The organism is Pantoea sp. LS15, from assembly GCF_012241585.1.
Taxonomy (GTDB): domain Bacteria; phylum Pseudomonadota; class Gammaproteobacteria; order Enterobacterales; family Enterobacteriaceae; genus Enterobacter.
In genome coordinates this window covers 59,368-81,438 of sequence record NZ_JAAVXA010000017.1, presented here as the reverse complement: position 1 = coordinate 81,438, position 22,071 = coordinate 59,368, and the positions used below count along the sequence as shown (strand labels likewise).

At 53.9% G+C, this 22,071-nt stretch carries 20 protein-coding genes; 4 read left to right on the top strand and 16 right to left on the bottom strand.

Going from position 1 to position 22,071, the window contains the following annotated elements; all coding sequences use genetic code 11:
- Nucleotides 1-215: 215 nt before the first annotated feature.
- The 4 genes from hemG to pepQ are packed head-to-tail and all read right to left on the bottom strand — an operon-like array spanning nucleotide 216 to nucleotide 4,210.
- Complete coding sequence (hemG, locus tag HED65_RS20110; RefSeq protein ID WP_028018162.1) at nucleotides 216-761, bottom strand: menaquinone-dependent protoporphyrinogen IX dehydrogenase; 546 nt, start codon at nucleotides 759-761, stop codon at nucleotides 216-218.
- Between the two features lie 10 nt (nucleotides 762-771).
- Nucleotides 772-2,223, bottom strand: a complete 1,452-nt coding sequence (trkH, locus tag HED65_RS20105) for a Trk system potassium transporter TrkH (protein ID WP_023309600.1) — start codon at nucleotides 2,221-2,223, stop codon at nucleotides 772-774.
- A 41-nt stretch (nucleotides 2,224-2,264) separates the two neighbouring features.
- Nucleotides 2,265-2,879, bottom strand: coding sequence for an IMPACT family protein (locus HED65_RS20100; protein ID WP_028018163.1), 615 nt, complete (start codon nucleotides 2,877-2,879; stop codon nucleotides 2,265-2,267).
- Nucleotides 2,879-4,210 carry a Xaa-Pro dipeptidase gene (pepQ, locus tag HED65_RS20095; protein WP_114979892.1) on the bottom strand — a complete coding sequence of 444 codons (1,332 nt, stop codon included), beginning with the start codon at nucleotides 4,208-4,210 and terminating at the stop codon, nucleotides 2,879-2,881. The genes HED65_RS20100 and pepQ overlap by 1 nt, the downstream gene beginning before the upstream one ends.
- Before the next feature lie 190 nt (nucleotides 4,211-4,400).
- Between pepQ and fadB the strand changes: the two genes are divergently transcribed.
- Together fadB and fadA are read left to right on the top strand one after the other, a co-directional pair.
- Complete coding sequence (gene fadB / locus HED65_RS20090; RefSeq protein WP_114979891.1) at nucleotides 4,401-6,590, top strand: fatty acid oxidation complex subunit alpha FadB; 2,190 nt, start codon at nucleotides 4,401-4,403, stop codon at nucleotides 6,588-6,590.
- Nucleotides 6,591-6,599: 9 nt separating this feature from the next.
- Nucleotides 6,600-7,763, top strand: coding sequence for an acetyl-CoA C-acyltransferase FadA (gene fadA, locus HED65_RS20085; RefSeq protein ID WP_114979890.1), 1,164 nt, complete (start codon nucleotides 6,600-6,602; stop codon nucleotides 7,761-7,763).
- Between the two features lie 78 nt (nucleotides 7,764-7,841).
- Here the strand turns inward: fadA and fre are convergent, their stop codons facing one another.
- Both fre and ubiD read right to left on the bottom strand, forming a co-directional pair.
- The gene (fre, locus tag HED65_RS20080; RefSeq protein WP_114979889.1) at nucleotides 7,842-8,543 is read right to left on the bottom strand and encodes an NAD(P)H-flavin reductase; all 702 of its coding nucleotides are present in this window, start codon (nucleotides 8,541-8,543) and stop codon (nucleotides 7,842-7,844) included.
- 43 nt (nucleotides 8,544-8,586) lie between these two features.
- Nucleotides 8,587-10,080: a 4-hydroxy-3-polyprenylbenzoate decarboxylase gene (gene ubiD, locus HED65_RS20075; protein WP_165383569.1), complete on the bottom strand. Its 1,494-nt coding sequence runs from the start codon at nucleotides 10,078-10,080 to the stop codon at nucleotides 8,587-8,589.
- A gap of 170 nt (nucleotides 10,081-10,250) precedes the next feature.
- On the opposite strand from ubiD, the gene rfaH reads away from it, so the two are divergent.
- Nucleotides 10,251-10,742 (top strand): transcription/translation regulatory transformer protein RfaH, encoded by a 492-nt coding sequence (gene rfaH, locus HED65_RS20070; RefSeq protein ID WP_028018168.1) that lies wholly within the window; start codon nucleotides 10,251-10,253, stop codon nucleotides 10,740-10,742.
- Here the strand turns inward: rfaH and tatD are convergent.
- The 9 genes from tatD to udp all read right to left on the bottom strand — a co-directional run bounded on the left by tatD (nucleotide 10,739) and on the right by udp (nucleotide 18,653).
- Nucleotides 10,739-11,521, bottom strand: a complete 783-nt coding sequence (gene tatD / locus HED65_RS20065) for a 3'-5' ssDNA/RNA exonuclease TatD (protein WP_114979888.1) — start codon at nucleotides 11,519-11,521, stop codon at nucleotides 10,739-10,741. The genes rfaH and tatD overlap by 4 nt on opposite strands.
- A 41-nt stretch (nucleotides 11,522-11,562) precedes the next feature.
- Nucleotides 11,563-12,333, bottom strand: coding sequence for a Sec-independent protein translocase subunit TatC (gene tatC / locus HED65_RS20060; RefSeq protein ID WP_114979887.1), 771 nt, complete (start codon nucleotides 12,331-12,333; stop codon nucleotides 11,563-11,565).
- Nucleotides 12,334-12,335: 2 nt separating this feature from the next.
- Nucleotides 12,336-12,878, bottom strand: coding sequence for a Sec-independent protein translocase protein TatB (gene tatB / locus HED65_RS20055; protein WP_114979886.1), 543 nt, complete (start codon nucleotides 12,876-12,878; stop codon nucleotides 12,336-12,338).
- Nucleotides 12,879-12,881: 3 nt separating this feature from the next.
- A complete protein-coding gene (gene tatA / locus HED65_RS20050) occupies nucleotides 12,882-13,136 on the bottom strand; it encodes a Sec-independent protein translocase subunit TatA (RefSeq protein ID WP_114979885.1) in 255 nt (84 codons plus the stop codon).
- A gap of 76 nt (nucleotides 13,137-13,212) precedes the next feature.
- On the bottom strand, nucleotides 13,213-14,853 hold the full coding sequence (gene ubiB / locus HED65_RS20045) for a ubiquinone biosynthesis regulatory protein kinase UbiB (RefSeq protein WP_114979884.1): 1,641 nt from the start codon (nucleotides 14,851-14,853) through the stop codon (nucleotides 13,213-13,215).
- Nucleotides 14,850-15,455 carry a ubiquinone biosynthesis protein UbiJ gene (gene ubiJ, locus HED65_RS20040; protein WP_114979883.1) on the bottom strand — a complete coding sequence of 202 codons (606 nt, stop codon included), beginning with the start codon at nucleotides 15,453-15,455 and terminating at the stop codon, nucleotides 14,850-14,852. The genes ubiB and ubiJ overlap by 4 nt, the downstream gene beginning before the upstream one ends.
- 13 nt (nucleotides 15,456-15,468) lie before the next feature.
- A complete protein-coding gene (ubiE, locus tag HED65_RS20035) occupies nucleotides 15,469-16,224 on the bottom strand; it encodes a bifunctional demethylmenaquinone methyltransferase/2-methoxy-6-polyprenyl-1,4-benzoquinol methylase UbiE (protein ID WP_008501525.1) in 756 nt (251 codons plus the stop codon).
- Nucleotides 16,225-16,290: 66 nt separating this feature from the next.
- On the bottom strand, nucleotides 16,291-17,748 hold the full coding sequence (rmuC, locus tag HED65_RS20030; protein WP_108091165.1) for a DNA recombination protein RmuC: 1,458 nt from the start codon (nucleotides 17,746-17,748) through the stop codon (nucleotides 16,291-16,293).
- Nucleotides 17,749-17,891: 143 nt separating this feature from the next.
- On the bottom strand, nucleotides 17,892-18,653 hold the full coding sequence (gene udp, locus HED65_RS20025) for a uridine phosphorylase (protein WP_003860792.1): 762 nt from the start codon (nucleotides 18,651-18,653) through the stop codon (nucleotides 17,892-17,894).
- A gap of 255 nt (nucleotides 18,654-18,908) precedes the next feature.
- On the opposite strand from udp, the gene HED65_RS20020 reads away from it, so the two are divergent.
- On the top strand, nucleotides 18,909-19,715 hold the full coding sequence (locus HED65_RS20020; protein WP_114979881.1) for a dienelactone hydrolase family protein: 807 nt from the start codon (nucleotides 18,909-18,911) through the stop codon (nucleotides 19,713-19,715).
- Between the two features lie 47 nt (nucleotides 19,716-19,762).
- Here the strand turns inward: HED65_RS20020 and metE are convergent, their stop codons facing one another.
- The gene (metE, locus tag HED65_RS20015) at nucleotides 19,763-22,024 is read right to left on the bottom strand and encodes a 5-methyltetrahydropteroyltriglutamate--homocysteine S-methyltransferase (RefSeq protein ID WP_114979880.1); all 2,262 of its coding nucleotides are present in this window, start codon (nucleotides 22,022-22,024) and stop codon (nucleotides 19,763-19,765) included.
- Nucleotides 22,025-22,071: the final 47 nt, after the last annotated feature.

Here is a 22,071-nt window from a genome sequence, read left to right as displayed (position 1 = left end):
AAGAGCAGTGCCGCTTCGTTTTCGCTGCGGCGCGGGGTGTGCATATTACGCTTTCCCGCTACAGAGTCAAGCGTTTATTTTGCTTTTCTCTGCTGACCCGGCGGCGTGTGTGCCGTTGTTCCGTGTCAGTGGAGGCGCATTATAGGGAGTTATTCCTAAGTGACAAGCATAAAATACAAAAAACTTTTCGTTCGCTCACTTTTCAGACTCAACGCTTATTTAACCCGCGAATCGCCCGATAAATGCGCGATTTCCCGCGCAAAACTGGCCACCTGCGACCAGTCGGTATAAACCACTTCTTTACGCGTATCGGTTTCGCCGCCGGTCATCTTCATGATCAGGCGGATCATGAAGCGGTCATACCAGCGATAACGGGGATAACGCAGCGCACCAGCAAAGACGGCACAAAGGTCTGGCTGCCATGGAGAGTTCAGCAAGAACTTGCGCGTGTAGCTGTTGGTCTGCGGCGTACGCTTCTCGGCTTTACGAGCAACCAGATTGACTGAGTAGAACGCGCCAGGCAATTTGTTGAGCACCGCGGTGTGCTTTTTCACGAAGCGATCGAGTGCCGGATGAAAATGACCGTAACGAATTGACGCGCCAATCACCACGCGATCGTAATCCTGCCAGGTAATCTGTCCGACACGATTCAGATTCACCACATCAGAGTAAATTCCCAGCTCTTTTAATTCCGAAGCCAGATACGCAGCAATCTCACGCGTTTGCCCGTCTCGCGTAGAGAAAAGAATAAGTGTTTTCATCAACGGCTCCTTATTCGCGCCAGAACGTTGGGGTGAACAGCACCAGCAGCGTAAAGACCTCAAGACGACCAAACAGCATATTGGCAATGAGGATCCATTTCGCGACCGGGTTCATACTGGCAAAGTTATCCGCCACAACCCCCAGGCCTGGCCCAAGGTTATTTAAGGTTGCTACGACGGACGCAAAAGCAGAGAAATCATCCACCCCCGTCGCGATGATCGCCAGCATACTGACGATAAAGACCAGCGCATACGCCGAGAAGAAACCCCACACCGCTTCGAGGATGCGTTCCGGCAGTGCCCGGTTCCCCAGTTTGATACTGTAGACCGCGTTTGGGTGGACCAGACGCTTCAGCTCACGGTTGCCCTGCTTGAATAGCAGCAGAATACGAATCACCTTCAGGCCACCACCCGTGGAACCCGCACAGCCGCCAATAAAGGCGGAGCATAACAGTAACACCGGCAGAAATAACGGCCAGCGCGCAATACTATCCGTGGTAAACCCGGCGGTCGTCGCCATCGACACCACCTGGAAGAACGCCTGGTTTAACGTGGTCAACGCTGAGTTATAAACATCATGGAACCACAATACCAGGGTACAGATGATAACCAGCGTAAGCTGAACACCAATGAACATGCGGAACTCTGGATCGCGCCAGTACACTTTCAGGCTGCGCCCGCTAAGTAAAGAGAAGTGCAAACCGTAGTTACAGCCGGAAATCAGCAGGAAAATAGCAATGATGGTGTTAATCGTAGGGCTGTCAAAGTAGCCCACGCTGGCATCGTGGGTGGAGAACCCACCGATAGCAATCGTCGCAAAGCTGTGTCCGATAGCATCGAATGCAGGCATCCCGGCAAACCATAGCGCCAGCGCACAGGCCACCGTCAGCAAGACATAAATAAGCCACAGCGTTTTCGCCGTCTCGGCAATACGCGGGCGCATCTTGTTATCTTTCAGCGGCCCGGGCATTTCGGCACGATAGAGCTGCATCCCACCGACGCCCAGAATTGGCAGAATAGCCACCGCCAGGACGATGATCCCCATACCACCGAACCATTGCAGCATCTGGCGATAAAAGAGAATAGCGTGCGGTAACGAATCCAGTCCTACCAGGGTCGTCGCTCCGGTTGTTGTTAAACCAGAGAACGATTCAAAAAATGCGTCCGTGATGCTCAGATTCGGTTGTTCAGAGAAGATAAAGGGCAAAGAACCGACACTTCCCAGTACCGTCCAGAACAGGACGACAATCAAAAATCCTTCGCGTGATTTCAGCTCACCCTTCTGACGACGGTTAGGCCACCACAACAGAGAGCCGATCGCCAGCGCAACAAAGAAAGTCTGGGTAAATGCCCGCCCCGCACCGTCCCGGTAGATAAGCGCCACCAGTCCTGGGAGAATCATCGTCCCGGAAAAGAGTATGACCAGCAGTCCAACGATTCGGGTTATGGCACGAAAATGCATCTCTGCCGCTTCCTTTGGTATTCAAAAAAGTGAGGTGGGGATTATTCTTCAATCGGCAGCAATTGCAACGAACCACGACTAAAATCAGCCAGTTTTGCTGAAAAAGCAGCCAGTTCCGCCTGAGGAAGCGCCACGCGTAATTGCACCATTGCCTGATATTCACTGTGCGCGATAACGCCATTAAACTGCTTCAGCAACGCTTCGATACCGGATAACTGACCGTAATCGCACAGTAAAGTATATTCGGTGAGTGGTGTTTTGCGGGTAGTTATCAGCAAATTCAGTGCCTGCTGAACCCCGCCGCCATACGCTTTAACCAGCCCACCCGTGCCTAACAGGATCCCGCCGTAGTAGCGCACCACCACGGCGGTGATTTCACCCACACCGCTGCCCATCAGCTGCGAAAGCATGGGTTTACCGGCTGTGCCAGCCGGTTCACCGTCATCGGAAAAGCCCAACTGCTGCGAATCGTCCGGAGGCCCCGCGACCCACGCCACACAGTGGTGACGTGCGTCAGGATGCTCCGCCCGAACAGATTCAACAAACGCCTTTGCCGCCTCTACACCATCGGTATGTGCCAGTAGCGTAATAAAGCGGCTTTTCTTGATTTCCTCAACAAAGGTGACCGGTTCAGCCGGTATCAGCCAGCTCTCCATCAGGCCAGCTTCAGATCTCGCGTCATATTCTCGATACCGTTTTCGTGAACGACCACGTTATCTTCAATACGAATGCCACCAAACGGTTTCAGCGCTTCAATTTTTTCCCAGTTGAAGTGTTTGCTGAACTGACCTTCGCGCCATGGCGCTAACAGCGATTCGATAAAGTAGATCCCCGGTTCAATCGTCAGCACCATGCGCGGTTCAAGAATACGGGTGCAGCGCAGGTATGGGTATTTAGACGGTGCCGCCAGGTGCGTGCCGGTATCATCCTGCATAAAGCCTGCAACATCGTGAACCTGCAGACCCAACGGGTGACCGATCCCGTGCGGCATGAATGGCCCGGTCAGATCGTTCTCGACCATCGCCTCTTCGCTCATGTCTTTCACAATCTGATGTTTACGCAGCAGCTTAGCGATACGCTGATGGAACTGAATGTGGTAATCCACGTAACTGGTTCCCGCTTTCATGGTACTGATAAGGGCCAGCTGTTCGTCATTGACGTCTTTGATCAGGTGCGCAAAGTCAGTATCCGCGTTTGCCGCCCAGGTACGAGTCAGGTCAGCCGCATAACCGTTGTACTCCGCCCCCGCATCCAGCAGGAAGCTGCGCATCTCAGACGGCACACGGTGATCGAGTTTGGTGTAGTGCAGTACAGACGCGTGTTCATTCAGCGCGACGATGTTGCTGTACGGCACGTCCGTGTCACGGTGCCCGGTCGCGGTCAGGTAGGCCTGATTGATATCAAACTCGCTCATACCAGACTGGAATGCTTCATGCGCGGCGCGGTGGCCATTCACCGCCGTTTTTTGCGCTTCGCGCATGCAGTAAAGTTCGTAGTCGGTTTTGTACGCACGATAGTAGTGCAGGTAATCCAGCACCCCTTTTGGATTAAGCTTGTCAGCCGGAATATCCAGGCCCAATGCACGCTCCGGGACAGGGCCAATATAGGCGATATTGCCGCGCGCAGCAGGCAGTTGGCTGCCAATACCGTCAGCTTTTGGTAAAGCAATGACGTCCACTTCTTCTGTCCAGAAGCTGGTCGGCAGCGGTTCTACGTTGTGCCAGTAATCGACTGGCAGATAGAACCACAATTTTGGCTTATTCACGCCATCCACCAGCAGCCAGCAATTTGGAACCTGAGTTACTGGTACCCAGGCCTTAAACTGCGGGTTGACCTTAAACGGATATGCATGGTCATCCAGAAAAGTATTCAAAAGCTCGCCAGAGTGGATTAACAGCGCATCCAGCTTAAAGCGGGCCAGTACATCACGGGTACGTTCCTGTAGGGTAACGATATGATTTTTATAAAGCGAAGCCAGTGAGTCCATCATTCTTCCTTTCATTTTTTTGACCTCAAGTCATCGCATCTTAGCACACCTCACTCCGGCTGCGTGATTTACACCGACCGTGATCAATGCAGCAATTTCTTAATGAGTAATTTGCATTTTATTAACATAAATTCCACACTCCGATTCATCTGGTATGACCAGATCCAATTGCTGGATTCAGGAGACTGACATGCTCTACAAAGGCGACACCCTGTACCTCAACTGGCTGGAAGATGGCATTGCCGAACTGGTGTTCGATGCCCCCGGCTCAGTGAATAAGCTTGATACCGCGACGGTGGCCAGTCTTGGCCAGGCGCTGGATGTACTTGAAAAACAACCTGAATTAAAAGGGCTGCTGCTGCGCTCGAACAAAGCGGCCTTTATTGTCGGTGCCGATATCACCGAATTCCTCTCGCTGTTCCTGGTGCCTGAAGAACAACTGAGCCAGTGGCTGCACTTTGCTAACAGCGTCTTTAATCGTCTGGAAGACCTGCCTGTTCCGACCATTTCTGCCGTTAATGGCTACGCGCTGGGCGGTGGTTGCGAATGCGTGTTAGCCACTGATTACCGTCTGGCGACGCCGGACCTGCGCATCGGCCTGCCGGAAACCAAGCTGGGTATCATGCCAGGCTTTGGTGGTTCAGTGCGTATGCCGCGCATGCTGGGTGCCGACAGTGCACTTGAGATCATTGCCGCGGGTAAAGATGTCGGTGCAGAACAGGCACAGAAAATCGGTCTGGTCGACGGCGTCGTTAAACCAGAGAAGCTTGTTGAAGGTGCTGTCGCTATTTTGCGTCAGGCGATTAATGGCGATCTCGACTGGAAAGCCAAACGCCAGCCGAAGCTCGAGCCGTTAAAACTGAGCAAAATTGAAGCCGCCATGAGCTTCACCATTGCCAAAGGTATGGTGATGCAGACGGCGGGTAAACACTACCCTGCCCCCATCACCGCGGTTAAGACCATTGAAGCTGCGGCCCGCTTTGGCCGCGATGAAGCCCTGAAACTGGAAAATCAGAGTTTTGTCCCGCTGGCGCACACTAATGAAGCTCGCGCGCTGGTTGGCATCTTCCTCAACGATCAGTTCGTGAAAGGTAAAGCCAAACAGCTGACCAAAAATGTTGAGACACCGAAACATGCAGCGGTACTCGGCGCTGGCATTATGGGTGGCGGCATCGCTTATCAGTCAGCCTGGAAAGGCGTGCCGGTGGTGATGAAGGACATCAGCGAGAAATCCCTGACGCTGGGCATGACCGAAGCGGCCAAGCTGCTGAATAAACAGCTGGAACGCGGCAAAATTGACGGACTGAAGCTCGCAGGCGTGATCTCCACCATTCAGCCTGTGCTGGAATATACCGGCTTCGACCGTGTTGACGTGGTAGTCGAAGCCGTCGTTGAGAACCCGAAAGTTAAAAAAGCAGTGCTCGCGGAAACCGAAGAAAAGGTTCGTCCGGATACCGTACTGGCCTCTAACACCTCCACCATTCCGATTAGCGAACTGGCGAGCGTGCTGAAGCGTCCGGAAAACTTCTGCGGGATGCACTTTTTCAACCCGGTTCACCGGATGCCGCTGGTCGAAGTGATCCGTGGGGAAAAAACGTCTGACGACACCATCGCTAAAGTGGTGGCATGGGCGAGCAAGATGGGCAAAACGCCGATCGTGGTTAACGACTGCCCGGGCTTCTTCGTCAACCGCGTACTGTTCCCTTATTTCGCCGGTTTCAGCCAGCTGCTGCGCGACGGTGCAGACTTCCGCAAAATCGACAAGGTGATGGAAAAACAGTTCGGCTGGCCGATGGGCCCGGCGTATCTGTTGGATGTCGTCGGTATTGATACCGCGCATCACGCCCAGGCGGTGATGGCGGCAGGCTTCCCGCAACGCATGCAGAAAGATTATCGCGATGCTATTGACGCTCTGTTCGATGCTAACCGCTTCGGTCAGAAAAACGGTCTGGGCTTCTGGCGCTATAAAGAAGACAGCAAAGGCAAACCAAAGAAAGAAGAAGACGCCGCAGCGGACAGCCTGCTGGCTGAAGTTAGTCAGCCAAAACGTGACTTCACCGACGACGAGATCATCGCCCGCATGATGATACCGATGATCAACGAAGTGGTGCGTTGCCTGGAAGAAGGCATTATCGCCAGCCCGGCAGAAGCAGACATGGCGCTGGTGTACGGACTGGGCTTCCCTCCGTTCCACGGCGGCGCGTTCCGCTGGCTGGATACGCTAGGCAGCGCCCGCTATCTCGATATGGCCCAGCAGTATCAGCACCTCGGTCCATTGTATGAAGTGCCGGAAGGTCTGCGTAACAAAGCGCGCCATAACGAACCCTACTATCCAGCAGTTGAGCCAGCCCGTCCGGTTGGCGAGCTGAAAACGGCTTAAGGAGTCACAATGGAAAAGGTTGTCATTGTTGATGCGATTCGCACCCCGATGGGCCGTTCAAAAGGCGGCGCGTTCCGTAACGTGCGTGCGGAAGACCTCTCCGCGCACCTGATGCGTAGCCTGCTGGCGCGTAACCCGACGCTGGACCCAACCGCGCTCGACGATATCTACTGGGGCTGCGTACAGCAGACCCTGGAGCAAGGCTTTAACATCGCTCGTAACGCCTCGCTGCTGGCGGAGATCCCACATTCGGTTCCGGCGGTCACCGTCAACCGTCTTTGTGGTTCGTCAATGCAGGCGTTACATGATGCAGCACGTATGATCATGACCGGCGATGCTCAGGCCTGCCTGGTCGGCGGCGTGGAGCACATGGGCCACGTACCGATGAGCCATGGGGTCGATTTCCACCCAGGTATGAGTCGCAACGTGGCAAAAGCGGCAGGGATGATGGGTCTGACCGCTGAGATGCTTTCCCGCCTGCACGGTATCAGCCGTGAAATGCAGGATGCTTTTGCCGCACGCTCTCACGCTCGCGCCTGGGCTGCGACGCAATCCGGTGCGTTTAAGAATGAGATAATCCCAACCGGTGGTCATGATGCAGACGGCGTTCTGAAGCAATTCAGCTACGACGAAGTGATCCGCCCGGAAACCACGGTCGAAGCCCTTTCCACGCTGCGTCCGGCATTTGATCCAGTCACTGGTACAGTAACGGCAGGTACTTCGTCCGCGCTGTCCGATGGGGCTGCTGCAATGCTGGTGATGAGCGAAAGCCGTGCACGCGAGTTAGGTTTAACCCCTCGCGCTCGGGTACGTTCAATGGCGGTCGTGGGTTGCGATCCTTCCATCATGGGTTACGGTCCGGTTCCGGCTTCGAAGCTGGCGCTGAAAAAAGCAGGATTAACCGCCAGTGATATCGACCTGTTTGAGATGAACGAAGCCTTCGCCGCGCAGATCCTGCCATGCATTAAAGATCTGGGGCTCATGGATCAGATCGACGAGAAAATTAACCTCAACGGCGGTGCGATCGCCCTCGGTCATCCGCTGGGCTGCTCCGGAGCGCGCATCAGCACCACGCTGATTAACCTGATGGAGCGCAAAGATGCCCAGTTTGGCCTGGCAACGATGTGTATCGGGCTGGGTCAGGGTATCGCGACGGTATTTGAGAGAGTGTAATAAAAAACCGGGTCGCATATGCGACCCGGCAGAAGTTTAGTTGCCGTTCTTCCCGCCTGTCAGGGGCGGGTTTTTTATTTAGATGAAGGCAAAAGCATCGCCAAAGAGACGGTCTTCACGCGCACCACGTTCGTTACAGAACAAGTCACGGGCAATTTTCGCCATCTCAAAACGACCAGCAATATAGATATCGTGCCCTGCCAGCGTACCATGATCCTGCAGTACCGCCGTCAGTACCGTACCACTGCGTCCACGCCAGCCTTCTTCCGGCTGCTCAACCACCGGCTCAATGCGCAGGTTAGGATGGGTTACGCTTAGCGCTTCCAGTTCAGACAGGTCATAGAGATGTTTCTCTTCACGGCCACCCCAGTAAATGGTGATATCACGGTCCGGGTTACGCGCCAATGCGGTCAACAGAATAGAGCGCACATAAGAGAAGCCCGTCCCGCCCGCGATCAGGATCAGCGGACGGTCTTCGTCATCGCGTAGCCAGGCATCACCATGAGGAATGTCGACCACAATCTCACGCTCTTTAAGAATGCGGTCCATAACGGCCATCGCATACAGGTTAAGCTCTGACGCACCGATATGAAGCTCAATAAATTCCTGCTCCGCTGGCGTTGAGGCCATAGAGAAAGGACGCTTATCACGCTCATCCATCACTACCATTAAGTACTGACCAGCGCGGAAAGAGAATGCCGCTTCTGGCACTAAACGGACGCGATATACAGTATCGGTGATAGCATCTACCGAGGTCACTTTACAGCTTAAGGTTGTCATTCGCTCTCTCTGTCGGGAAGTCTATAGGGCTTAACGGTCAAGCTCAGGGTTTACCGTTATTCATTATGGCCAGTTCGTCCCAGATCGCGTCAATTCGCGCGGTCACAGCAGGATCTTTTTTGATCGGGCGACCCCATTCACGATCGGTTTCGCCAGGCCATTTATTGGTGGCATCCAGTCCCATTTTTGAGCCAAGACCGGAAACCGGCGAGGCAAAATCCAGATAATCTATCGGCGTGTTTTCGACTAACACCGTATCGCGCGCAGGATCCATGCGCGTGGTAATAGCCCAGATAACATCATTCCAGTCACGGGCGTTTACATCATCATCGCAGACAATAACAAACTTGGTATACATAAACTGGCGCAGGAAAGACCATACGCCCATCATCACGCGTTTCGCGTGACCTGCATATTGTTTCTTCATCGTGACCACGGCCAGGCGATACGAACAACCTTCTGGCGGCAGATAGAAATCAACAATTTCCGGGAACTGCTTTTGCAGGATCGGCACAAACACTTCATTCAGCGCCACTCCCAGTACCGCAGGTTCGTCCGGTGGACGTCCGGTATAGGTGGAGTGATAGATCGCATCTTCACGCTGTGTAATGTGCGTAACGGTAAACACCGGGAAGTTATCCACTTCGTTGTAATAGCCGGTGTGGTCGCCGTAAGGGCCTTCTGGCGCCATTTCGCCCTGCTCAATGTAACCTTCCAGCACAATTTCCGCACTGGCGGGCACTTCGAGATCGTTAGAAATGCACTTCACAACTTCAGTTTTGGTTCCGCGTAACAGGCCTGCAAACGCGTATTCAGAGAGTGTATCTGGCACGGGAGTCACCGCACCCAGAATGGTGGCCGGATCGGCACCTAACGCGACAGAAACAGGGAAACGTTCGCCCGGATGCTCAGCACACCACTCCTGGAAATCCAGCGCGCCGCCGCGATGTGACAGCCAGCGCATGATGAGTTTATTCTTGCCAATCAATTGCTGACGGTAAATTCCGAGATTTTGCCGCTCTTTGTAAGGGCCACGCGTAACGGTCAGCCCCCAGGTGATCAGCGGAGCGGCATCTTCAGGCCAGCACTGCATGATCGGGATTTTGGTCAGATCAACCGCATCGCCTTCCAGCACTTTCTGCTGGCACGGTGCACCGCGCAGGCGTTTAGTTGGCATGTTCAATACTTGTTTAAACTGTGGCAGTTTGTCGAACAGATCGCGGAAGCCTTTCGGCGGCTCCGGCTCTTTCAGGAACGCCAGCAGTTTACCCACTTCACGCAACGCCGTGACGTCTTCCTGCCCCATCCCCAATGCAACACGACGTGGAGTACCAAACAGGTTGCACAGCACCGGCATGGAGTACCCTTTCGGATTTTCAAACAGTAATGCGGGGCCACCGGCACGCAGGGTGCGGTCAGCAATTTCTGTCATTTCCAGATAAGGATCAACAGGAAGTGTAATGCGTTTGAGTTCACCCTGCTTTTCCAGCAGCGTCAGGAAGTCGCGGAGATCGTGGTATTTCATGCAGTTAGTCATGGCCTCTCTGTAAGCGCTTCATTATACGGCGTAAGCCTGCTTGATGCTGTAATTTTGTTAAATTAGCGTGAACTTATGCGTTCTGTTCCATTTTCCCCCATTATAATCAACTTAGCGATCCCGCCAGGGTTTTGATATGCTTGCGCCCCGAACTAAGGGAAAGAGTGATTATGCAGGCCTGGTATTTACTTTATTGCAAACGCGGGCAACTTCAGCGCGCGCAGGAACATCTTGAACGTCAGTCTGTAAATTGCCTGACACCCGTGATCACGCTTGAAAAAATGCAGCGCGGGAAGCGCACAACCGTCAGTGAACCCTTATTCCCGAACTATCTTTTCGTGGAGTTCGACCCGGAAGTGATCCACACCACGACCATTAGCGCAACACGCGGTGTCAGCCACTTTGTACGCTTTGGTACCAGCCCGGCAATGGTTCCGTCAACGGTGATCCATCAACTTTCGGTTTATCAACAACCCGAAGGTATCACCGACCCGGAAACCCCTTACTCTGGGGACTGTGTCGTCATCACGGAAGGTGCTTTCGAAGGGTTGCAGGCGATTTTCGCTGAACCGGACGGCGAAGCACGCTCCATGCTGTTGCTCAACCTGCTGAACAAACAAGTTCTGCAAAGCGTTAAAAACACCGACTTCCGCAAAGTTTAAAAATCTATCCCAAACAGGTGACGCACGTTGTCATCCGTCTGCGCGGAAAGCCAGTGGGGATCTTCTCCGCGCCATTTCGCTACGCTCTCAACGATGTGCCCAAGATGTGCAGGTTCATTTCGCCGCGATGCCGGTTTGGGTTTCATGTCTCTCGGCAGCAGATAAGGCGCATCCGTTTCCAGGAGCAACCGCTCAGCCGGGATCACCGGTAACAACTCGCGAAGCTCAAGCCCGCGGCGCTCATCACAAACCCAGCCAGTGATCCCCAGAAAGAGACCGCGTTCCAGGCAATCCAGCGCCTCTTGTCGCGAACCGGTAAAGCAGTGCAACACCGCGCCGGGTAATTTATCCAGCCACGGGTTCAGAAGGGAAAGGAAACGCTCATGAGCATCGCGGCAGTGCATAAACACCGGCATTTCAAGCTCAGCAGCCAGCGCAAGCTGGGCCGTGAACGCTTTTTCCTGCTCTGCCGGTGTGGAAAAGTTACGGTTGAAATCGAGACCGCATTCGCCGATTGCCACAACTTCTGGCATCTTTGCCAGCCTGTACAGGGTGTCGCCACTTTCCGCGGTCCACTGGCTGCTGTCATGAGGATGCACACCAGCGGTAGACCAGCAGCGATCGTAGCGTTGTGCCAGCTGCTTCGCCTGCTCGCTTTCATGCAGGTTGGTCCCTGTCAGCAACAGCCCTTGCACTCCGGCAGCAAAAGCACGTGCAACAACCTCATCACGATCTTTCGCAAACTGCGAGCTGGTCAGATTGAGTCCAATATCAAACATGCGAATCCCCATATAACAACCGCCCTGGCGGGCGGTTGGTTTTACTCTTCAGTGGTCTTGTCGGACGTATCATCTTCCTCATCCGACCGACGTCCTTTACCCACGTAGAAACGTGAGAAGAATACCCCGACCTCAAACAGGCAATACATCGGTATGGCCAGCAGCGTTTGCGAGAACACATCTGGCGGGGTCAGTAGCATACCGACCACGAAGGCCCCCACCAGAATATATGGACGCTTCTTACGCAGCTCATCAGGGGTAGTTACCCCTACCCAGCAAAGCAACACAATGGCCACAGGCACTTCGAAAGCCACGCCAAAAGCCATAAACAGTGCCATAACAAAACTGAGGTAGCTGGCAATATCTGTCGACACCTGAACCCCTTCCGGCGCGGTATGCGTCAGGAAGCCAAAGGCCAGCGGGAAGACAATGAAATAGGCAAACGCCATGCCGATATAGAACAGCAGCGAGCTGGATACCAGCAGTGGGATCACCAGCTTGCGTTCGTGTTTGTACAGTGCCGGCGCCACAAACGCCCACACCTGGTAAAGAATGATCGGCGCAGACGCAATCAACGATACCCAGAAAGTAAGCTTAATTGGGGTGAAAAACGGTGAGGCAACATCTGTTGCAATCATCGTTGCCCCCAGCGGCATCTGCTTGATCAACGGCGCAGAGACTACCTGATAGATATCGTTGGCAAAGTAGACCAGGCACAAGAATATGAGGAAAACTGCAATAATGCAGTTTAACAGACGCTTACGCAGCTCTATAAGGTGCGTAATAAGCGGTTGAGTATCATCTACTGCCATGTTTACGCTTTATCACTCGACGAAGGGGATGATTCGGAAACAGGCGCGACGGGCTTAACTTCAGCCGCTTTTACCGCTGGCTCTTCCGGCTGCGCCTGTTTTTTCGGTTCAGGTTCCTGCGGCGTTTGTTCAGGTGCTACAGCCTGATGCTCCGCGCTCGCTGGCGTAACGCCCTCTCGCTGCGCTTCGCTGTTTTTCACCACCGGGTTATGGATGGTGTTCGCTTCATCGCTCGCTTTTTCAGGATCGTTGACGTTATAAGAGCGCTTCATAGATTCCGCCGCTTCGCGCAGTTCATCCATTGAGGCTTTCAGTTCCGGCGTCAGGTTATCCATGCTCGCCTTCTCTACCTTTTTCAGGCTTTCCTGAAACTCCTGCAACTTAAGTTCCTGTGCCAGCTCATTCTGAACGGTCGATGCCAGCGATCTTAGCGCACGAACCCAGCCCGCAACAGTTTTCACCGCCACCGGCAGACGCTGTGGTCCCAAAACGATCAGGCCAATCACAAAGACCAGCAGCAACTCACTAAAACCAATGTCGAACACGACTTACACCTGCTCTTTATCGTGGCGTTTAGCGTCTTCCTTTTTGGTTTCGTCTTGCTTGTCGGAGATGGATTTAGCAGTAAAGTCAGCGTCCTGGCTGGTTTTATCCTGCTTGCTCTCATCATCGCTCATCGCTTTCTTGAAGCCTTTGATAGACGCGCCCAGATCGGAACCGATAGAACCGAGCTTTTTGGTGCCAAACAGCAGCACGACGATGACGGCAATAATGACTAATTGCCAGATACTGATACCACCCATACATGTTCCTCAGGGATAGATGATTAATTAGTCAGGTCGCATTATACGTATGCAACCCGTCGATAGCGACGCAAAATCAGCGCGTCTTTCTCCAGCCGGCGAGCCAGACAACCAACCCGCCAGCCATCAACCATGCGGGCATCATCTGCCAGTCAGGGCGGTTGATCAGAAGCAGCGTACCACTCAGCAGCAGCGTTGCCCCAATCCCAAAAAGATAGCGTGACTGACCCTGCCGAACACGGCTGGACTGAAGTTCGCGGGCGATTTTATCCATGCTGTGCTGAAGATTTTTGCTCTGACGCAAACTGTCGTAAACCAGTTCAGGAATTTCAGGCATTTTCTCGATCCAGAACGGGCCTTTCTCTTTCAGCGAACGTACCAGCGCCGGAATGCCAACTTGATCTTTAATCCAGGATTCAAGGAAAGGTTTCGCAGTCTTCCACAAGTCTAACTGAGGATAGAGCTGTCGGCCTACACCTTCAACGTAAAGTAATGTTTTCTGAAGTAAAACTAACTGCGGCTGTACTTCCATGTTAAAGCGGCGAGCCGTGTTAAACAGGTTTAAAAGCACGTGTCCAAAGGAGATTTCCGCCAGTGGCTTCTCAAAAATCGGTTCGCAGACGGTTCGAATGGCAAACTCAAACTCTTCGACGTTGGTATCCGGTGGCACCCATCCGGAATCGACGTGCAACTCGGCCACCTTACGGTAGTCGCGGTTGAAGAATGCGATGAAGTTCTCAGCAAGATAGCGTTTATCTTCTTTGTTCAGCGACCCCACAATCCCACAGTCGATACCGATATACTTCGGATTCTCAGGATGTTCGTAGCTCACGAAGATATTGCCCGGGTGCATGTCCGCATGGAAGAAACTGTCGCGGAATACCTGGGTAAAGAAGACCTGTACGCCACGCTCGGCCAGCAACTTCATGTTCGTTCCCTGTTTCTCCAGGGCCACCACATCCGAGACGGGGATACCGTAAATACGCTCCATCACCATCATATTCTGGCTGCAGTAGTCAGAATAGACTTCGGGTACATAGAGCATCGGGCTGTTTTCAAAGTTGCGGCGCAGCTGAATGGCGTTTGCCGATTCGCGCAGCAGATTAAGCTCATCAATCAACGTTTTTTCATATTCCCGCACCACTTCCATCGGGCGCAGACGACGTCCATCGGGCAGCAAACGGGGCACCCAACGGGCCAACCGGTAAATCAGCTTCATGTCCGCTTTGATGATCGGCAGGATGTCCGGGCGAATAACCTTAATGACAACTTCTTTGCCGTTTTCTTTCAGACGCGCGGTGTGGACTTGTGCGATAGAGGCCGACGCCAGAGGCTGGATGTCGAAATCGTCAAACCAGGTTTCGACGGGTATGTTGCCCATCGCCTCTTCGATCTGCTTTTTCGCGCGTGCGCCGTCAAACGGTGCGACGCGATCCTGCAGCATCGCGAGCTCATCCGCAATCAGAGGCGGGAAGAGATCGCGGCGGGTCGAGAGCATCTGGCCGAATTTAATCCAGACCGGACCGAGTTCCTGCAACGCCAGACGCAGACGTTCACCCAGCGGCTGACCTTTATGGCGATTAGGCATCCAGAACAACATCCGCCGCCAGATACGAAGCGGCAGCGTGATACGCATTTTGGGGATAAGCTCGTCGAGCCCGTAGCTCAAAAAGATGCGAATAATGAAATAGAGGCGCCGAATTTCACCAGGCGTCATTTGCCCTCCAGTTTTTCCAGCCGTTTGGTTAACGCATCAACCGCACGTTCAACAGCAGCGGTCTCTTCCGCAAACCACGCAACTTCCAGTGGTCCAGGGGCCATACGCCACTCTTCCGTCAGTACTTCCGCTGCATAGCGTTGTTGGCGTTGCAGGTTTTTGCGCAAAAATGCCGCCCCACCATGAAGAGCTTTACCGAACCCTTCGGCGGCAATGTCACCAACAAAAGGCGCAAGCAACTCTGCGGGGTCGAACTCGGCAAGGTCACTGAGCGCAACGAAATTCTGTACAACCTGAATGTCGCCTTCCACTTCCAGCTCACCGCTGCGGATCAGTGCAGTTAACTGCTGGCGGTCGCGTAGTTTTGGCAGCACGCTCATGTGCGTGATAACAGAGCAGTCGGCTTCACCCTCCCACTCACCCAGAACGTCAAGCTGGCGTTCGCTGAAAATCAGCACCAGCGGCGTCGAGAACTCTTTTAAAACAATGCGTAATACCTTCCCGTTAAGCCGCTGACGTGCAGCTTTCAGCGCCGGAGCGCGATACAGAAAGGCATTCAGTACATTCTCGATGCCAGCAGTGACCAGGGGTTTAAAGGGCACAAGACACCTCCACTCAGAATTTGTAACCGCGATGCAGCGCGACGACACCCGCCGTCAGGTTGAAATATTCAACGTTCTCAAATTCCGCATCCTGCATCATGGCTTTTAATGTGTCCTGATCCGGGTGCATGCGAATAGATTCAGCCAGATAACGATAGCTTTCCGCGTCGTTTGCCACCAGCTCACCAATGCGAGGGAGCACATGGAATGAATAAGCGTCGTAAGCTTTGCTCAGTGGTTCAATAATCGGTTTCGAGAACTCGAGCACCAGCAGGCGTCCACCCGGCTTCAGCACGCGGTACATAGAGCGCAGCGCTTTCTCTTTATCAGTGACGTTACGCAGACCGAAGGAGATGGTAATGCAGTCAAAAGTGTTGTCCGGGAATGGCAACGCTTCGGCGTTCGCCTGCACATATTCCACATTCCCCACCACGCCGATGTTACGCAGCTTTTCGCGTCCCATTTTCAGCATTGAATCATTAATATCTGCCAGAACGACACGGCCGGTTTCGCCCACCAGACGAGAGAACTTCGCAGTTAAATCGCCCGTACCACCAGCTAAATCAAGCACCGTTTGTCCACGACGCACACCGCTGCAGTCGATGGTGAAGCGCTTCCACAAGCGATGAATACCGAATGACATCAAGTCATTCATCACATCGTACTTCGCCGCCACAGAGTGAAATACGTGGGCCACCATGTCAGCTTTCTGCGCTTTGGCAACAGTCTGAAAACCAAAGTGCGTCGTGTCTTGTGAATCGTCAACCATCTCAGAGCCTGCTTATCAGTAAAATGTTTGTGAAGTGTACCAGATTGGACGCGTTTGCCCTACGATTCAACCACCGCGAAACAAACGGGTTGGCTGCTCATCTGGCGATAATTCCGCTGCTAAATCGTTGTCTTCACTGTTTGTCTTTTGTTCAGCACTGCCTTCACGCAGGCGGAACTCCTCGTCCTGCGACGTGGCCTGTTCAACCAGTTCCGGATTAATCTCGCGTTTTACTTCGACGCCCAGACTACGGAATGCCTCAGCTTGTGCCAGTAAGTTGCCACGTCCGGAGGAGAGTTTTTTCATTGCCTGACGGTAGTTATCCTGCGCGCGGTCGAGGCTTTGTCCAACCGAGGACATATCGTCCACGAACAGACGCATTTTGTCGTACAGCTTGCTGGCTCGATCGGCAATCTGTTGCGCATTGCGGCTCTGGTGTTCATAGCGCCACAGGTTCGCAATGGTTCGCAAGGCCACCAGCAACGTGGTGGGGCTGACCAGCATAATGTTATTTTTCAGCGCTTCGGTGATCAGTTCAGGCTGCCTGTCGAGTGCCAGCAGGAAGGCCGGTTCAACCGGAATAAACATCAGCACGTAATCCAGTGAGCGAAGGCCCGGCAGTTGCTGGTAGTCTTTTCGGCCCAGCAGACGGATATGGTTACGCACGGAAGCAATATGCTCCTGCAGCGCCGACTCTCGGGTGTAGTCATCTTCCGCATTAAAGTAGCGCTCATACGCCACCAGCGTCATTTTGGCGTCGATAACAACGTCTTTACCCTGCGGCAGACGCACAATCACATCTGGCTGCATGCGCGAACGGGCATCATTTTCGATGCTAACCTGTGTTTCATACTCATAACCTTCACGCAGGCCAGAGGCCTCAAGCACGCGGGTCAGAACTACTTCCCCCCAGTTTCCCTGGGTTTTATTATCCCCTTTAAGCGCACGAGTCAGGTTGACCGCCTCCTGCGCCATCTGTGCATTTAGTTGCTGAAGATTGCGGATCTCATGGGCCAGCGTGTGCCGCTCTCGAGCCTCCTGACCAAAACTGTCCTGCACCTGACGACGAAAACCGTCCAGCTGTTCACGCAGGGGCGTCAGCAGGCTGTTCAGGCTCTGGCGATTCTGTTCATCAACGCGGCGGTTGCTGTGCTCGAAAATGCGGTTGGCGAGGTTTTCAAACTGTTCGCTGAGGCGTTGCTCGCTGTTAATCATCTGGCGGATTTTGTCTTCCGCATGCAGCTGGGTGGATTCAAGACGGGTGGTCACTTCGCGGAGATCAGCCTCCAGCGAGGTGTTGATATCCCGCAGGTTGCGTAGTTCGTTGTTGAGCAACTCGCACTCATCGCGCCAGTGCTCGCTCAGAGCAAGCTGCTGTTTTGCCGCGCTTAAATCGGCGACCATCTCTTCTCGCTCGGCCAGTTGGTCGGCCTTCTGCTGTGCATGCTGGTAGCTGGAAATAAGCCAGCCAATCCCTAAGCCCACCAGCGCAATCACCGCGTAAATCAGGATCGAGATATCCACAATGCCCCCTGCATCAACGTATTACCTGCACAAAATAGAATTGTGCTGTATAAACGTCCAGTTTGAAAGGGTTTTCCTGCGAGGCGCTACGCAAAAAATAAAGGCCGAACGTGTCGGCCTTTTATTGCATGCAGAAGAGAGGACTAGATCAGGCGACGCGCCGCTTCAACCACGATTTTCACAGCATGACTTTCAGTCTGCTTCATGGTTTCGGCATTCGGGATCTCCTGCTGCGTACGGTTGACGATAACGCCCGCCACCATACCGGCACGCAGACCCTGGCTTGCGCACATGGTCAGCAGCGTCGCAGATTCCATTTCGTAGTTCATTACGCCCATAGACTGCCACTCTTCCATAGAGCCTTTGAAACGGCTCACCACGCGACCAGAGAAGGTGTCATAGCGCTCCTGGCCTGGGTAGAAGGTATCGGAAGAGGCAGTTACACCCACGTGCGTGGTTGCGCCCACAGATTTCGCCGCTTCAACCAGCGCAGTGGTACATTCGAAGTCTGCCACTGCCGGGAATTCCATTGGCGCGAAGTGCAGGCTTGCCCCGTCCAGACGAACGGATGCGGTGGTGACCAGCACGTCACCGACATTGATATGCGGCTGAATAGCGCCAGTAGTACCGATACGCAGGAAAGTACGAATGCCCAGTTGCGCCAGTTCTTCAACAGCAATAGAGGTCGACGGACCACCGATACCGGTTGAGCACACGATCACGGCTTTGCCATCCAGCTCTGCACGCCAGGTGGTGAATTCACGATGGGCTGCCAGCTTAACCGGCTTATCCATCAGCGCGGCGATCTTTTCCACACGCTCAGGATCACCCGGGACGATAGCGAGCGTAGCCCCTTGTAAATCGTTTTTGGTGAGGCCGAGATGAAAAACATCAGACTTAGACATAGGTGACTCCTCTGTGGGTCGGTTAGTCAGAAGAAGTAAAATGGTACTTTACAGAAGCAATACGCATAATTTCGTGATGAACTTCACCATGAATGAAAATGATTGCAGTAAATTTCCATAAAAAGGCGATTTACATCACATTAACAAGTTATATCGTGGTGTGCTGCACAAAAGATAGACCGTTTAAGGCACTGTGGGTTGTTAACCTGGTGTCTATATTTACCTTTGCGCTAACTCATTGGTACGGAGAATGCCATGACTGAAAAAATCGGTTTTGCACCTGCTGCAGCCCCGCATGCTTCAACCATCGTTTCAACGCCCGAAGAGGCCATAACGGCGGGTGAGACCTCCATCCCCTCGCAGGGGGATAATATGCCGGCTTACCACGCTCGGCCAAAATCAGTAGAGGGTCCTCTGCCCATCGTCATTGTGGTTCAGGAAATTTTTGGTGTTCACGAACATATCCGCGACCTCTGTCGCCGACTGGCGCTGGAAGGGTATCTGGCCGTTGCACCAGAACTCTACTTCCGTCAGGGCGATCCGAACGACTATAACGATAGTCCAACATTGCTTAGCAATCTGGTCAGCAAAGTCCCTGACGCGCAGGTCATGGCCGATCTCGACCACGTTGCCAGTTGGGCAGCACGTAACGGCGGTGATGCACATCGTCTGATGGTGACGGGTTTCTGCTGGGGAGGGCGTATCAGTTGGCTGTATGCCGCTCATAATCCGCAGCTTAAAGCCGCAGTGGCCTGGTATGGAAAACTGGTGGGCGCAAAAACGCTAAATTCGCCGAAATATCCGGTAGATATCGCCACTGAGCTAAATGCCCCAGTATTAGGGCTCTATGGCGGCCAGGACACCGGTATTTCGCTTGAATCAGTAGAGACAATGCGTCACGCACTCCGTGCGGCAAATGCGAAGGCAGAGATTGTAGTGTACCCGGATGCCGGGCATGCATTTAATGCCGATTATCGTCCGAGTTATCACGAGGAATCTGCAAAAGACGGATGGCAGAGAATGCTGGCGTGGTTCAACCAGCACGGTGGTAAAAAAGGATAAAAGCAAAAAGCCCGGTAGCGGCGACGCTTTACCGGGCCTACGATTTATCACGCCTGACGCAAATTCTGCGCCGCCTGCACCATGTTCGCCAGTGCTGCGCGGGTTTCCGGCCAGCCGCGGGTTTTCAGGCCGCAGTCCGGGTTCACCCACAGACGCTCTGCCGGGATACGCTGCGCGGCTTTCTGCAACAGCGCCTCAATCCACTCCACGCTCGGTACGTTAGGAGAGTGGATGTCGTACACACCCGGCCCGATTTCATTCGGGTAGTCAAACTCCTCAAAAGACTCCAGCAGCTCCATGTCTGAACGCGACGTCTCGATGGTGATCACGTCAGCGTCCAGCGCGGCTATCGAATCCATGATGTCGTTAAATTCGCAGTAACACATGTGGGTGTGGATCTGGGTGTCGTCCTTCGCGACCGCGGCGTTGATGCGGAAAGCCTCCACGCCCCATTTCAGGTAGGCATCCCAGTCGCTACGACGCAACGGCAGACCTTCGCGCAGTGCTGGTTCGTCGATCTGAATAATGCCAATGCCTGCAGCTTCCAGATCCGCCACTTCATCACGCAGTGCCAGCGCAATCTGTTTGGCGATGGTTTCACGAGTCACGTCTTCACGCGGGAAGGACCAGCAGAGAATCGTTACCGGACCCGTGAGCATACCTTTCACCGGTTTATCTGTCAGAGACTGGGCATACTTCGCCCATTCAACGGTAATCGCTTCCGGACGGCTGATATCACCGATCACCACCGGCGGCTTCACGCAGCGAGAACCGTAACTCTGCACCCATCCATTTTGGGTAAAGACGAAGCCGTCCAGATACTCACCAAAGTATTCCACCATGTCGTTACGCTCGGCTTCACCGTGCACCAGCACGTCCAGGCCTAAACGCTCCTGCTCGATAATTGCCTGCTTGATGTGTTCGGCGATGCCGGTGCGATAGTGGTTCGCATCCAGATTGCCCTTTTTGAAGTCCAGGCGCAGGCCGCGGATCTCGGTAGTCTGCGGGAAAGAACCGATCGTCGTGGTTGGCCACGCGGGCAGTTTAAAGCGAGCGCGCTGGGCTTCGGCGCGCACTTCATAGGTGCTCTGGCGCTGACTGTCCTGAGCCGTGATGGCTGCCAGACGTTTTTCGACTGCCGGGTTGTGTACGCGAGCCGAGTCACGGCGCGCCAGGATCGGTGCGCTCCATTCGGTAATCGCTGCCGTGTCTCCCGTGTTCAATGCGTCACGCAGCAGCGTCAGCTCCTCACACTTCTGCAAGGCAAAGGCAAACCAGCTCTTCACTTCTGCGTCCAGACGGGTTTCAACGCTGAGATCAATTGGGCTGTGCAACAGTGAGCAAGACGATGCCACCCACAACTCACGTTTGCCGACGATGTCTTTAATCTGAGCGTATTTCTCTGTGAGATCGGCACGCCAGACGTTACGGCCATTAACCAGACCAGCCGAGAGCAGCCAGTCCGCAGGCAGGCGTTTGTGCAGCTCAGCAAGATTATCTTTGCCGTGTACCAGGTCAACGTGCAGACCCTGCACTGGCAGCACGGTGATGGTCTTCAGGTTTGGCGTCACGCCTTCGAAATAGGTGGTCAGTAGCAACTTCACCTGTCCGGCAAGTGCGTCATACGCCGGTTTGAAGGCATCGAGCCATTCCTGCGGCAACTCGAGTACCAGCGCAGGTTCGTCGATTTGTACCCACTGGATACCGCGTTTGCCCAGCTCAATCAGCACCTGTTTGTAGACCGGAAGAATGTCGTTCAGCAGGCTGAGGCGATCAAACTGCTCACCCTTCACTTTGCCAAGCCACAGGTACGTAACCGGCCCCAGCAGCACAGGCTTCACCTGGTGGCCCAGCGCCAGCGCTTCGTCCACTTCATCCAGTAATTGCGTCCAGGTCAGTTTGAACTGCTGACCTTTCACGAACTCCGGCACCATATAGTGATAGTTGGTATTAAACCACTTGGTCATTTCAGCCGCTGCCGCTGGCTCACCTGTTGGCGCGCGGCCACGGCCGATGCGGAACAGGGTGTCGATATCTACCGATCCATCTTTGTTCTGATGACGAGTCGGCACGTTGCCAAGCAGCAGGCTGGTCGTCAGAACATGGTCGTACCAGGCGAAATCGCCCACCGGCAGCAGGTCAATGCCCGCCTGTTTTTGTTGATCCCAGTGACGCGCACGCAGTTCGCGTCCAACGGCCAGCAGTTCTTCACGGGTGGTGCTTCCCGCCCAGTAGCTTTCTTGTGCCTTTTTCAGCTCGCGACGCAGGCCAACGCGAGGGAAACCGAGAGTGTGATTGCGGATTGTCATGTCATGCCCCTTGTCAATTTTCAGTATTTAGACGTCCAGATGTTTAC